This window comes from Streptomyces sp. NBC_01474, assembly GCF_035918215.1.
Classification (GTDB): domain Bacteria; phylum Actinomycetota; class Actinomycetes; order Streptomycetales; family Streptomycetaceae; genus Streptomyces; species Streptomyces aureus.
Genome location: NZ_CP109449.1, coordinates 2,538,088 through 2,551,988 on the forward strand (window position 1 = coordinate 2,538,088; position 13,901 = coordinate 2,551,988).

Here is a 13,901-nt window from a genome sequence, read left to right on the forward strand (position 1 = left end):
ATGGATCATCACGATCCAATGATCAGGGTGTCCACGCTCAAGGGGAAACGCCCGCACGCCACCTACGACCAGATCAAGCAGCTCCGCGCAAGAGCCACGCGCCGAGCAACCGACTGGCAGCACAAGACCACCACCGCCATCGCCAAGCAGTACGGCACGGTCGTGGTGGAGCAGTTGCAGATCACGAACATGGTCAAGTCCGCCAAGGGAACCATCGAGAACCCGGGGAAGAACGTCGCGCAGAAGTCCGGCCTGAACCGTTCCATCAGCCAAGAGGCGTGGGGCCGCACCGTGACACTGCTGACGTACAAAACCGCCCGAAACGGCGGAACCCTGGTCAAGGTCCCCGCCCCGAACACCTCCCTGCGCTGCTCCGCGTGCGGATTCATCACGCCCGGCAGCCGCGAAGACCAGGCCACGTTCGTATGCAAGAACCCGGCCTGCGGATGGTCGGCGAATGCCGACTGGAACGCGGCCCGGAACGTCTTGCACCTGTACCGGATCGGCCTCGTGACGATCCCGGCTGCCGGGAGGGCAGTCGTCAGGCGCACCCGTGGCGTCAAGCCCGCTGCCGCAAGGTAAGCAGGAATCTCCTTCCTGAGCCTGCGAAGGGAGGAGAGCACTTCAAAACCAGCATCGCCCCCACCGCACTCTCGCAAGCACCGCGCCACTCTGTCCCCTGCCCGAACCGATCAGCGAACCCGACCGGCTCACCCACCTCGAGGTCCATCGACGCGATCGCCTCGGCGGCATTCTGCACGAGTACCAACATGCGGCATGACCAGACCGGACGTGGTTCTTGGCACTTACAGCGCCACGGAAAGCCGCGCACCAAGGAAGCCGACGGAGAATCATCCGGCCGATTTCCCCTAGCAGGCCCAGGTCACATACAGGGATAATGCGGTCACGAGGCTTGCGATGAGGAGTTGCATCGGTGTGAGGATCCGCGGTAGCCGTGCCACGTCCGACGCGCCGCTCGCACTCGATTCGGGCGCGGGAAGGAAAGGGCTCAAGGCCGGTGCCCTGGGGATGGTCTCCTCCGTAGCCATCGGCTTGGCCTCCACCGCCCCGGCCTACAGCCTCGCGGCCACGCTCGGCCTCATCGTGGCCGCCGTCGGCCTTCAGGCCCCGGTAGTCACGGTGCTGGCCTTCATCCCCATGCTGCTGATCGCGTACGCCTACAAGGAACTCAACGCGAGCAACGCCGACTGCGGGACGACCTTCACCTGGGCGACCCGCGCCTTCGGCCCGCGCACCGGCTGGATGGGCGGCTGGGGCATCATCGTCGCCGACATCCTCGTCATGACGAACCTCGCCGAGATCGCCGGCATCTACAGCTTCCGGCTCCTGGGTTACCACTCACTCGCGAACAACAGGCTGTGGACCACCGTCGCGGGCATCGTCTGGATCATCGTGATGACCGCGATCTGCTTCGTCGGCATCGAGATCTCGGCCGCCGTCCAGCGCTGGCTGCTGTTCATCGAGATGGCCGTACTGGTCCTGTTCGCCGTCACCGCTCTGGTGAAGGTCTACACGGGCAACCCCAGGACGGCGATCCACGTCTCACCCTCCTGGTTCAACCCACTCCACGTGCCCTCGACCGAAGCACTGACCGCGGGCCTCCTCGCCGCCGTCTTCATCTATTGGGGCTGGGACACCGCCGTCACGGTCAACGAGGAGACCGCCGACAGCACGCGCATCCCCGGGCGAGCCGCGGTCATCTCCACCGTGCTGCTGCTGATCACCTACGCCCTCGTCGCCACCTCGGCGCAGGCATTCGCCGGAGTCGGCAGCGCGGGAATCGGGCTGGGCAACAGGGACAACGCGGGCGATGTGCTCTCCGGACTGGGCAGCGCCGTCTTCGGCAGCCACGGCACGGGGCTCTTCCTCTCCAAGCTGCTGATCCTCATGGTGCTGACCTCCGCGGCCGCATCCGCCCAGACCACCATCCTGCCCATGGCCCGGACCGTCTTCTCCATGGCCGCGCACAAGGCCCTCCCCTCACGATTCGCCCGCGTGCACCGCAGATTTCTCACCCCGACCTGGTCGACCGTCGGCATGGGCCTGGCTTCCATTGCGCTATTCGTCCTGCTCGCGGCGATCAGTCGCGACGTCCTGGCCGACTCCATCGAGTCAGTCGGCCTCGCGATCGCGTTCTACTACGGCCTCACCGGCTTCGCGTGCGTCTGGTACTACCGCAAGGTGCTCACCCGCAGCTCCGGGGACTTCCTGTTCAAGGGCCTGCTGCCGGGGCTGGGCGGGCTGCTGATGCTCTTCCTCTTCTGCTACGCCGCGTTCGACGTCTACGCGGACCCCCACTACGGCGCGACCTCCATCGACCTGCCGCTCATCGGACGGACGGGCGGGGTGACCGTCGTGGGCCTGGGAGCCTTGATGCTCGGCGTCGTGCTGATGCTGGTCGTCACACGCGAGCACACCGCGGCCCTCAGACTCCAGCGAAGCCTGCTGCCCCACAGGCTGGCGCCGCAGACCGCCGTCGAGCCGGCGAGCCGTTACGTACCAGCGGACAGCCGGTCCGGGGTGGGCGGCGACTGGTTCGACGTCATCCCGCTGTCGGGCACGCGCGTCGGCCTGGTAGTCGGGGAGGTGATCGGCCACGGACTGCTCGCCGCCGCCACCATGGGACGCCTGCGCACCGGCGTACGCGTCCTCGCCCGGCTGGACCTCGCTCCGGACGAGCTCCTCGCACGCCTGGACGACCTGGTCGGACAGACCGCCAAAGAGCGCGCGGCCGCTCACGGCCCGGGCGGCGCGAGGCCCCAAGGGGACGAAGCCCTGGGGGTGGCCTGCCTGTACGCGGTGTACGACCCGGTGTCCGGACAGTGCAGCATGGCGCGCGCCGGCCACTCGCTGGCCGCGGTCCTCGAGTCGGACAGCGGTGTCGCCGACTACCCGGAGCTCCCACCGGGCCCGCCCCTGGGAGTGGGCGGTCTGCCATACCAGAGCATGGATCTCCAGCTGGCCCCGGACAGCCTCATCGCCCTCTTCACCGACGGCCTCGTCCAGGCCACCGGAGACTTCGACGCCGGGCTCCGTCTGCTGGCCGAAACCCTCGCCCAGTACCGGCGGCGCCCCCTGGAAGAGCTCTGCGACCGCGCCGTCGCGACGCTGCTGCCGGGGCCGGCCAACGACGACGCGGCCCTGCTACTCGTACGCACCCGGATGCTCGGCGAGCACCAGGTGGCCGTGTGGGAGTGGGCCGCGGACCCGGCGCAGGTCGGCGACGCCCGCACCGCGGCCACGGGGCAACTCGGCGCATGGGGACTGGACGACCTGGCGTTCACCACCGAACTCGTCGTCAGCGAACTCGTCACCAACGCCATCCGCCATGCCGGCGGGCCGGTCAAGGTGCGGCTCATCCGCGAGCAAACCCTCATCTGCGAGGTCTCCGACACCGGACACACCTCGCCCCATCTGCGGCACGCCGCCCTCGACGAGGAGGGCGGTCGCGGTCTCTTCATCATCGCTCAGTTGGCCCAGCAGTGGGGAACGCGCTACACGCCCACCGGCAAGACCATCTGGGTCGAGCAGGCCCTGCCGACCGGGGAGGTCTGACGAAGCGTCCGTGGACACCTTGCGCTTGCCGAGAACCTCATCCGCACAGATCAGAGTGGTTATGAGGTGAATGAGTACCCGGTGACGGAGCACAAGTGATGCCCCTCCGGATCACCACGGCATGATGGTTGATCGTGCTGCTGAGACTGACGTACCTGGGTGTGAAGAACGCGTTCGCGTTGCTACGCCTGATGTCGATGAGCGACCGGGACAAGTATGTAGAGATCCTGACCTTGCGTCACCAGATCGCCGTGCTCGAGCGGCAACTGAACGGGTAGCGGGTGCGATTCGACGCAGGCGACCGCGCCCTCCTCGCCGCACGGCTCCAGGTGCGGGTGCCGGTTAATACGTGCCTGCGTAGGTGCGATAGCTCTCCAGCAAAATCGGTGCCGCAGCCTGCTCGTCCAGAAGCCAGGGGTTGACCCCTTGCGCTGGATCCGCGAATCCCATACAGCCGAGCGTGAGCCTGCTGGCCCGCAGAACGGTGCGCCTGAGCGGGAGGTACTCCATCGTCGCGACGCTCACGCCGGGTAGGGAGCGGCGTTGCGCGCATACCGGAGCGCGGCAGCCCACCAGGCCAACTGGTCGAGCAGCGTCTTGGCGTACCCGGGGGCCTCAGGGGCGAGGGGACGGCCTTCCTGCCACGCCGTGAAGTAGTTCGGAAAGGCCAGACCATCGCGAATCGTCACCGCGTGCAACTCGGTCAGCACGTTCTCCAGGTGCAGCACCGCGTGCCGACCACCTGCTGCACCACCGTAGCTGACGAAGGCGACGGGTTTGGCCGTCCACTGGGTGAAATGCCAGTCGATGGCCGCCTTCAACGACGCGGGATAGCTGTGGTTGTACTCCGGTGTGACCACGATGAACGCGTCAGCGTTCTCCAGAGCCGACGTCAGTGCCGCCATCCCGACCGGACGGGGGTAGTCATCGCCGGCGAACTTCGGCGATGCCGCAGGCAGCGCCAACGGGATGTCGATCTCGGCCAGGTCGACGACCTCCACATCGAAACCACCGTGAATGTCTGCCTGTTCGACGACCCACGAGGCCACAACGGGGCCGAACCGTCCATCCCGGACGCTTCCGACGATGATCACCAGCTTGTGCCTGTTCTTTTCCATGCCCACCACGATCAGGCCGCGCCGTGGCTCCAGCCAGACCGTGTTCAGGCTGGCCCCCACAGGGCCAGCCTGAGCACTCCGCGATCAGCGGGCAGCACCGTATGCTCCCAACATGGGTACGCCGTTAGGGGACTTCATCCGGGCCAAGCGCGACAGCACCCAGCCGGAATCGCTGGGCCTACCGGATCGCGGCCGCCGCCGGTCACCGGGGCTACGACGCCTGGATCTCGCCGCGCGGGCCGGCATCAGCGTCGAATACCTGACCCGCATCGAACAGGGCCGTGACCGCAATCCTTCGGTGGCGGTGGTGAACGCGCTGGCCGATTCGCTCAGCCTCGCCCCGTCGGAACGCAACCACCTGCGCTACCTCGCGAAGATCACTGGCGGCGAATGTTCCGCTCACACTCGGCCGGCACCACCGCGCCGCGAAGTCCGTCCGTCGGTCCTGGAGACACTCCGCCTCCTTGAACCGGGGATCGCCATGGTGACCAACCGGCTGGGCGACATCCTCGCCCACACCAGCGGCTACGAGTCCGTGACCAGCGGAACCGGACTGCTCGACGCCAACGCCCCGAACCTCACTCGCTACCTCTTCACCGACCCTCGCGCCCGGACGCTCTTCGCCGACTGGGACGATGTCGCGGACGAGCAGGTCTTCGACCTGTGGCTCGCACCGTCCCTCGACAACTCCGAGTGGTTCACCGCAGAACTAGCCCCCATCGCCAGCCCCGACTTCACGCTCCGCCTGAACCGTCACGTGGTTCCGCAACGTGGCGTTCTCCGCCTCAACCACCCGTCCGGATGCGAACTGCGGCTGATCCGCGAGACGCTCGAACTCTCCTCGGGCGCTCAGCAGCTGGTCGTCTTCCTCCCCGCGGACGAGAGGACGGCCCAGGCCGTCGACCAACTCCGCCGCCGGTCCCCCAGCCAGCTCCGGGCAATCTCCTGACTCACCCTGACTTCATCCGACGTCGAGTCGCGTCACCGTCGTGTCAGAGCCAACTCCGCCATCAACGACCGCGTCGACGCCGCCTACCACATCCACTCGGTCACATGGCGCCTCGTGGCGCACCCAGCTGGGGCCTCCGAGCCACAGGCCCCAGCAGGCCGTCTCTTCGTAACGTGGATGCCGGCACGCTGATGCCGCAGGTGAGGCCGGGAAGAACGCGAATACGGGAGCAGGCACGTGACCGGTGAGGGCGGCATCGACGTCTATCTGGGTCTGGACGTCGGTTTCGACGTGCTCTTCGCAATGCTCCGAGACGGCACCTTCTACGAGGCCCCAACCCCCACCGCAGCTTGACGAAGACCATAGGGGCACCTTTTCGGGCCCCGGCCGCGTGCTGGTGGGCCCGCACGACGGTGGAGTCGACCGACACCAGCCAGCCGATGTCCCCGGCCGCGTCCGCCTTGGCCTGCGCGGCCCGCAGCATCCGCTCGAAGGTGCCGTCCTTGGCCCACCGGCGGAAACGGGTGTGCAGCGTGGCCCAGGATCCGTACCGCTCGGGCACATCCCGCCAGGCCGTGCCGGTGCGGAACTTCCACACGATCCCGTTGAGGACCCTTCGGTCGTCCAACCGCTTGCGGCCCCGCAAGGACGCGGGCAGCAACGGCCGGACGAACTCCCGCTCGGCATCGGATAGTTCATGACGACGTATCACCCGACCATGATCCACCACTCAAGATCATCATTTGACGACAGGGCCTAGGACTGTCCTGCGATCAGTGCAGCAGGAAGCTCTCCGTACAGCACCAACTCCTTGGGCAAGTTGAGATGAAACCTGCTTTCAACGATCTTGAGGGACTCAAGGTGGGCAACGTTCCGGTCCGTCTCGGTGGGGATTCCCGCGTTCTCAACTTCACTGCGGATGAGATCTGGGCGAGTGCCGGCGATCTCCTGCGACCACGTGTGCATGAACATGTCGAAGCCGCACATGTACTGTCCGTCGTGGTAGTAGGTGAAAAGGGGTGGGGGCAGCTTGGGGTTCTCCTGCTCCCAGTACAACTGGAAGACGTCGGCGCCGTCGTCGGAGAGGCCGTTGGTGTATCCGGGGCCCATTCGGCCAGGCCAGTTGTCGCCGTGCGCTACCGCGAAGGCCAGCCCGTCGACCTCGCCGTATCGCACTGCGATGCTGTCGCTCGTGCCTTGCTCCCGGTCCTGCCGCGCCAGGTGGGCCTCCAACTCCGCTGCGGTGTCGCCTCCTAGAGAGGCGGGCTCCTGATCGCTGGCGAGGCGGGTGACCAACTCCTCCGGGGTCAGTCCGCGGGCGAGGGTAACGCAGTACCCGAGCCAGGAGAGGTCAGCGCGTGCGATCCACGTGATGCCGTCGTCGTTCATCTTCGTCCTCCAACGGATGCTGGGGGCAGCACGTTTGGCGCCGCCCCCAGCTGGTGCTACCGGACTACTTATCTGATGTCGCACTTCACGACGGCCTGGGAGGCGTCGCAGTTCTCGAAGCCCGGGGTCGTCACAAAGTACAGATCCTCATCAGGCAGCCGAAGCTGCTTGGCGAAGGTCGGGAAGCGGCTCATCGAGGTGGAGTTCACCCAACCCGACATTGTGGAGCGGCCGCACACCTCCTTGAAGGTCGGCGCGGCCCGACGGTCGTCGTCGAACAGATGCCAGTTGCCGCTGGACGTCAGCTTCCTGGAGAAGGTCTGCAGACACTGGTCCCCCGAGGTCACCGGGTTGGTGCCTTCCATGTCCGCCGGCATGCCACCGCTGTTGTAAGTGGCGGCGAACTCGTCGCAGGACAGTACGTCCGACGCAGAGATGTCCGTGACCGTCGTGGAGGCCGGGTGGCCGGACTCCGCGGCCCACTTGTCGGGACAGATCACCCTGCGGTTGGCGTCGGGGTCACGGCCGTACTTGTTGCGCTCACCATGCAGGCCAGTACTGCCGCGCCGGTCCGGCAGATAGTTCAGCGGCGCACCCTTACGGATCTTCTCTTGGACCAGCCATGCATGCGCCGCGGCGGCGGGGGTCTTCTTGGTGTTGAAGACGTAGCCCGGCATGTAGTCACGCATCACGCAGCCTGCGGGGGAATACACCATGTCGCAGCGGGTGTAGACGGGAGCGCCGACAAAACCTTGGCTGTTGTCTGTGGGGAAGGTCTCCGGGACACTGGTGGAGAACGTCGCGAACGGCGCGAACGCCATGTCCTGCTTCAGATCCTGGTCCTTCGTGCTCAGTTCATCCTTCACACCCCCCGACCACTGCACGGTCGCGGTGCCGGTCTCCTCATGCGGGTCGATGTCGTACGACCCGCCCCACATCAGATTGCCTGACCAGGCGTAGGCGGGCTTGTCCATGCAGCCCGCCGACGGCTGCTCTCGGCGCCGTGCACGCACACAGGAAGCCCCTGGGCACCTCACTGGCCGAGGTCGCGGACCCCTTGACATGGCCCTGGTGGAGGAGGATACCCGGGGGACCTCAACTACACCTTCCTGCGCGTGGACGTCGAGCCCGCGCCGAAGGGCCGCTACGCCAGGCTGAAGGTCCAGGGCATCGCCGAGACGGGCAACCGGATCGGCCACTTCACGGTGGCGCGCCGCGCCGAGTAAGGCCACCCGCGCGCCCGGAAGGCGGGTGCGGCCCGCGCAGCCGGCGCAGCAGCGCCTCGTGCTCGTTCTCGACCGTCCCCGCGGCGGGCGCGGCGAGCTCCTTCCACGGCGGCGGTGACCCGCCTTCCGGCTTCGGCCCAGCGATGTTCCAAGTAGGGCTTGAACGGGTCGAGTTCGCCTCCTCGGCACGCGGCATCGGCGCAGATGCCAGCCATCTTCCATTCCATGAACGTTCAACCAGCCGCCCTGCCGAACGTTGGTTGTCACACCTAAGGTCCTTGGAGGTACGGAGGAGAGGACTTATGGACAGACCTATCGCACTCCAGGCTCGCGGGATCACCAAGTGTTTCGGCGACGTCATCGCACTCGATGGAATCGACCTGGATGGGACGCAGGGCCAGATCCACGGCTTGGTCGGACCGAACGGCGCCGGCAAGACCACATTGCTCGGCCTGCTGCTTGGCCTGGCCGTCGCCGACAGCGGCAGCCTCGAGATCCTGGGTACGCCGGTCGGGCGGGCCCTCGACGTTGCCGACGGCGTCGCCGGCTTCGTGGACGCGCCAGGTCTCTACCCCTCGCTCACCGCCAGGCAGAACCTCGCCGCGCTGGCCGAACTCCGCGGCCACGAAGCGCGGACGGCGAGAATCGACGACGTGCTCGCACAGGTCGGGCTCACCGATGTCGCCGACGACCGCACCCGCGGCTTCTCCCTCGGCATGCGCCAACGGCTCGGACTCGCCGCCGCTCTGCTGACCAAGCCCCGGCTGCTCGTGCTCGACGAACCGTCCAACGGCCTCGATCCGGCGGGCAAGAGGCAGGTGCACGGTGTCCTCAACCGGCTCGCGGCCGACGGAACCAGCATCGTGCTCTCGAGCCACCGCATGGACGACCTCGAGGCACTGTGCTCCGAGGTCACCATCCTCGCCACCGGCCGCGTCGTCTTCTCCGGCCCGCTGAGCAAGCTCGCCACCGAGAACCGTGAACTCGACTACCGGCTGCTCACCTCCGACCCGCAGGCCGCCCGCCGGGTGGCCTGCGACGCGCCGGGGATCCAGGTCGTCAACGACGCCGGGGTACGGCAGGACGCCGAACTGCTCGTCGTACGGGCCCTGTTGCCCGCCCTCGACGAACTCGTGGCGCGGCTCGTGGAGAAGGGCGTCGCGCTGCGCGAGCTCACTCCCGTCGTGTCGCCGCTCGAAGCCGCGTTTCTCGCCCTCACCGAACTGCAGGAGTCCGGCAGATGACCACGCCCCCCACCCGGAGCCGGGAACAGGAACAGGAACAGGAACAGGAACACGAGCAGGTGGCCCGGGTCCGTCGCGTCCCCGTCACCCGCGCCTGTCGCTTCGAGCTCGTCAAGCTCGTCTCCCAGTGGCGGATCCGCCTCCTGGTCCTCGCCTGCTGGATCGCTCCCGCCCTCTTCGTCGCCGGCGTGAGCCAGCAGAGCACACTCCCCGTTGACACCCTCTTCGGACGCTGGATGCACGCCTCCGGGTGGGCCGGGCCGCTGGTGATGCTCGGCTTCGCGGGGACCTGGGCGCTCCCGCTGCTGACCTCGATCGTGGCCGGTGACGTGTTCGCCTCCGAGGACCGGCTAGGCACCTGGCGCCAGTTGCTCGTGGCCGTCCGCTCGCCTCGGCGGATCTTCGTGGCGAAGGCAGCCGCCAGCCTCACCGTCCTGCTGCTGCTCGTGGCCGGGCTCGCGGTCTCCAGCACGGTCGGCGGCCTCCTCGCGGTCGGCGACCAGCCGCTGGTCGGCCTCGACGGCCACCTCCTGGCACCGTCGGACGCCGCCGTTCAGGTCCTGCTCTCCTGGATCTGCGCCCTCGCCCCGACCCTGGCGCTCGCCGCGCTCGGCTTCCTCGGGTCGGTCACGCTGGGACGCTCCCCGATGGGGCTCCTGGTGCCCGTACTCGTCGCGCTCGCGATGGCGGTCGCCCAGATGCTGCCGCTTCCTGCGGCCGTGCGCGTCGCCCTGCCCAGCTACGCCTTCATCTCCTGGAACGGACTGTTCACCGGCCCGCAGCAGCTCGGCCCGCTGCTGATCGGCGTCGTTGTCAGCCTCGTGTGGGCCGTGGTCGCGACGGCGCTGGCCTACGTGCTCTTCGTACGGCGCGAATTCACCAATCCGACCCACGACGGCTCGGGCCGCCGCGCGATCACCGTCGGGGTCCTGCCGCTCGTCGGGGTGGCCGCCGTGTCATTCGCGGTCGTCGCCGCGACGACTTCGGCGACGAGCTCCGGGGTCACGCAGGACAAGGTGCAGCGCTCGGTCGCCACGGCGTTCGCGCACCTGTACCGCATGCAGACCGACCAACTCCACCGACCCGCCGTCACCGAGGCCGAGTTGAAGGCCACGGCGGCGTGCAACAAGGGAAGCACCAGGGTCGCAGCTCAAGGCCCGGGCAACGACTGGCGCTGCGTCGTGACGTGGCATCTTCCCGGCGTCGAGGCCTCAGGACAGGCCATCTACCAACTCGACGTCACTCCGGACGGGCGGTTCATGGCCGATGGCGATGGACCGAAGGAAGTGAACGGCTACTTCCTGGTGCAGACCCCCGAAGGGGACGCACCGAACCCACTGTGGCAGTTCGACGGCAACGTCGAACTGCTCGACACCACCCTGAAGGGATAACACTCCATGCAGGTCACTCGCCGCCGCAAGCTCGCTGAGGAAGCTCGGATCAACCTCCTCAGCAGACGCATCGGGCGCCGGATACCGCTGTTGACGGCGGCCACCACCGCTGTCGCCCTCGTGGCCGCCGGCACGGCGCTCGCGCAGACCCACCAGTTCGGCACGGACCAGGTCGGTCAGGTCACTGAGGACGGCCAGGTCGTCTCCAGCAACCAGTACATCGCCCCGTACGGCGACCGTCTTGTCATCAACCAGGGCAAGATCATGTCGTCCTCGGTCAGCCCGGACGGCACGCACATGGCCGCCTCGGTCACCGACGGTGGCGCGGCCCTGGCTATCGTGGACCTGAAGAACTGGAAGACGCAGCAGCTCGTCAGCAACGCCGCGTCGTCCAACCCCCGCCTCAGCAGCATCAACGTGGGCCAGGAAGGCCCGACGTACTCGCCCGACGGCAAGCAGCTGTGGCTGGGCCAGCCGGACGGCTACACCGTGCTCACCGTGAACGCGGACGGCAGCGTCTCCAGCCCGAGGACCGTCACCATCGCGGCGCAGGGGTCCAAGCACGCCCTGGTGGGCGAGGCGGTGTTCTCGGCCGACGGCAAGACCGTGTACTCCGCGGTCAACGGCCAGAACCGGGTCGTCTCCATCGACGCGGCGACCGGGACCATCAAGCAGAGCTGGGCCGTGGGCAACGCCCCGCGCGACGTGATCGTCGTCGGCAACAAGCTCTACGTCAGCAACGAGGGTGGCCGCCCGGCCAAGCCCGGCGAGCCCACGATCAACTCGTACGGCACGCAGGTACTCGCCGACCAGAAGACCGCTGCCGCCACCAGCGGCACGGTCAGCGTCATCGACCTGGAGAACCAGGACGCCGCCGTCTCCAGCATCGATGTCGGCCTGCACCCGACCGCCCTGTACGCCAAGAACGGGGCGCTGTTCGTCACCAACACGGCGACCAACGACGTGTCGGTCATCGACACGGCGAAGGGCAAGGTCGTCCAGACCATCGCCACCCGGCCGTGGGCCGAGGCCTCCGTGGGTTACGAGCCCAACGCGGTGACCCTCACCGACGACGGTCACCTGCTGGTGACGCTGGGCCGCGCCAACGCGGTCGCCGTCTACAAGTACACGTCCGCGCAGGAGCCGGTGAGCTACGTCGGCCTTCTCCCGACGGACTACTTCCCCTCGGAGATCACCACCGTCGGCGACCAGGTCTACGTCTCCAACACCCGTGGTATCGACGCCCGCCGTAAGGCCAGCGGTCACGGCACCCACGACACGACGTCGAGCCTGACGAAGTTCACGCTGCCCGACGACAGCGTGATCAGGTCCTACACCGGCAAGGTCTTCAAGCAGAACGGTTGGAACGGCGAGTCGCTCAAGAAGTCCGACGGCACCCCAGCCAAGCCGATGCCGGTCCCGGTCAAGCTCGGCGACCCCTCGACGATCAAGCACGTCTTCCTCCTCGTCAAGGAGAACCGGACCTACGACCAGGTCTTCGGTGACATCTCGGAGGGCAACGGCGACCCGTCGCTGGCCCAGTACGGCGAGAACGTCACGCCGAACCAGCACGCCCTGGCCAAGCAGTTCGGCCTGTTCGACAACACCTACGACATCGGCACGAACTCCGCTGAGGGCCACAACTGGCTGATGCAGAGCGACAACCCGGAGTACACCGAGTCCTCCGCCGGTGAGTACACCCGCAGCTACGACACCGAGGACGACGCCCTCGGCCACCAGCGGACCGGCTTCATCTGGACCGGTGCGCAGGACGCGGGCAAGTCCGTGCGGAACTTCGGTGAGTTCCAGCAGTTCCTGACGAAGCCGTCGGGCGCGAGCTGGCAGAACCTGTACTGCGACAGCAAGAACATGGCGGCGACCGGTCAGGACACCGCCTACCCGCTGAACTCGACCTCGCCGATCCCGTCGCTCAACGACGTGTCGGTGCACGGCTTCCCGAAGTTCGACACCAGCGTCCCGGACGTCTACCGCTCCGAGATCTGGAAGAAGGACTTCCAGAAGAACGGTCCGGCGAACCTGAACATGTTCTGGCTCTCCAGCGACCACACCGGTGGCCCGGTGAGCGGTCCCGCCCAGGTCGCGGACAACGACCTCGCCGTCGGCAAGATCGTTGACGAGATCTCGCACAGCAAGTACTGGAAGGACTCGGCGATCTTCGTCGTCGAGGACGACTCCCAGGCCGGCACCGACCACGTCGACGGCCACCGCGCCCCGGTCCAGATCATCAGCCCCTGGGCCAAGCACGGCGCGGTGGACAGCCACTACTACTCGCAGATCAACATGATGCGGACCATCGAGCAGATCCTCGGGGTCCAGCCGATGAACCAGAAAGACACCGCGGCCAGCCCGATGGCCGCGGCGTTCACCCAGAGCCCGGACTTCACGCCGTTCACCGCGCTGCCCAACCGGGTCTCGCTGACCGACGGTGTGAAGAACGGCGCGCCGTCCTGTGGTCTGGACACCCCCGCGGCGCAGAACCCGAAGGCGGCGGCCGTGCCGGCGGCCTCGGTGCCGGCGGACATGAAGAACGTCGCCGCCGAGTGGGACCAGTGGAGGTCGAAGCAGCGGCTGACCGGCCCCCGCGCCGTGCCGGACTACGCTCCCCCGGCGCAGATGAACCACTTGGCCTGGTACGAGTCGCACAACTGGACGAAGCCGTACCCGGGTGAGAAGAAGATCTATGCTCCGCAGGACGTGCCGGGTGCGTTCATCCCGTCGGCGGAGAACGACGGCTGACGTTTGCCGGCAATCAGAGCGGCGACTGCCGTTAAAACGCCCCGGAGCTTGATGGCTCCGGGGCGTTTTGCGAGCAGCGGCCCGAGTGGGAGCAATCCGTCAAGGGGACTGGGAGGGAGCGTGCTCCCTCTCATCACAGGTGGCGACCGAACCCACTGCCCGTCTTGCGCGGCGGTGTCAACGCCCCTCCCGCCGGAGGCGGTCGAGCTTGTGGGTGCCCGATACGAACTCCGCCCACGTTGTGCCCGAGC

The 13,901-nt window shown here is 67.5% G+C and carries 10 protein-coding genes and 1 pseudogene; 7 read left to right on the top strand and 4 right to left on the bottom strand.

Features of this window, described 5'->3' with window-relative positions; all coding sequences use genetic code 11:
• Positions 1-27: 27 nt before the first annotated feature.
• From OG758_RS12000 to OG758_RS12010, 3 genes are all read left to right on the top strand, one after another.
• A complete protein-coding gene (locus OG758_RS12000) occupies positions 28-582 on the top strand; it encodes an RNA-guided endonuclease InsQ/TnpB family protein (RefSeq protein ID WP_326709979.1) in 555 nt (184 codons plus the stop codon).
• Between the two features lie 354 nt (positions 583-936).
• Positions 937-3,576: a SpoIIE family protein phosphatase gene (locus OG758_RS12005; protein ID WP_382062290.1), complete on the top strand. Its 2,640-nt coding sequence runs from the start codon at positions 937-939 to the stop codon at positions 3,574-3,576.
• A gap of 134 nt (positions 3,577-3,710) precedes the next feature.
• On the top strand, positions 3,711-3,854 hold the full coding sequence (locus OG758_RS12010) for a hypothetical protein (RefSeq protein ID WP_326709980.1): 144 nt from the start codon (positions 3,711-3,713) through the stop codon (positions 3,852-3,854).
• A 243-nt stretch (positions 3,855-4,097) separates the two neighbouring features.
• Here the strand turns inward: OG758_RS12010 and OG758_RS12015 are convergent, their stop codons facing one another.
• Positions 4,098-4,694, bottom strand: coding sequence for an NADPH-dependent FMN reductase (locus tag OG758_RS12015; RefSeq protein ID WP_326715877.1), 597 nt, complete (start codon positions 4,692-4,694; stop codon positions 4,098-4,100).
• A gap of 112 nt (positions 4,695-4,806) precedes the next feature.
• Between OG758_RS12015 and OG758_RS12020 the strand changes: the two genes are divergently transcribed.
• The gene (locus OG758_RS12020) at positions 4,807-5,643 is read left to right on the top strand and encodes a helix-turn-helix domain-containing protein (RefSeq protein ID WP_326709981.1); all 837 of its coding nucleotides are present in this window, start codon (positions 4,807-4,809) and stop codon (positions 5,641-5,643) included.
• Positions 5,644-6,019: 376 nt separating this feature from the next.
• Here OG758_RS12020 and OG758_RS12025 read toward each other — a convergent pair.
• The 3 genes and pseudogenes from OG758_RS12025 to OG758_RS12035 form a co-directional block, all read right to left on the bottom strand.
• A pseudogene (locus tag OG758_RS12025) lies at positions 6,020-6,373 on the bottom strand (IS5 family transposase); the annotation flags it as partial.
• A gap of 26 nt (positions 6,374-6,399) precedes the next feature.
• On the bottom strand, positions 6,400-7,032 hold the full coding sequence (locus OG758_RS12030) for a DUF6461 domain-containing protein (RefSeq protein WP_326709982.1): 633 nt from the start codon (positions 7,030-7,032) through the stop codon (positions 6,400-6,402).
• Positions 7,033-7,100: 68 nt separating this feature from the next.
• Positions 7,101-8,006, bottom strand: coding sequence for a hypothetical protein (locus OG758_RS12035; protein ID WP_326709983.1), 906 nt, complete (start codon positions 8,004-8,006; stop codon positions 7,101-7,103).
• Positions 8,007-8,560: 554 nt separating this feature from the next.
• Between OG758_RS12035 and OG758_RS12040 the strand changes: the two genes are divergently transcribed.
• From OG758_RS12040 to OG758_RS12050, 3 genes are read left to right on the top strand one after another with little or no spacing between them, the layout of a single operon-like run.
• A complete protein-coding gene (locus OG758_RS12040; RefSeq protein ID WP_326709984.1) occupies positions 8,561-9,502 on the top strand; it encodes an ABC transporter ATP-binding protein in 942 nt (313 codons plus the stop codon).
• The gene (locus OG758_RS12045) at positions 9,499-10,893 is read left to right on the top strand and encodes an ABC transporter permease (protein WP_326709985.1); all 1,395 of its coding nucleotides are present in this window, start codon (positions 9,499-9,501) and stop codon (positions 10,891-10,893) included. The genes OG758_RS12040 and OG758_RS12045 overlap by 4 nt, the downstream gene beginning before the upstream one ends.
• A 6-nt stretch (positions 10,894-10,899) precedes the next feature.
• Entirely contained in the window at positions 10,900-13,650 is a 2,751-nt protein-coding gene (locus OG758_RS12050; protein WP_326709986.1) for a bifunctional YncE family protein/alkaline phosphatase family protein, read from the top strand.
• Positions 13,651-13,901: the final 251 nt, after the last annotated feature.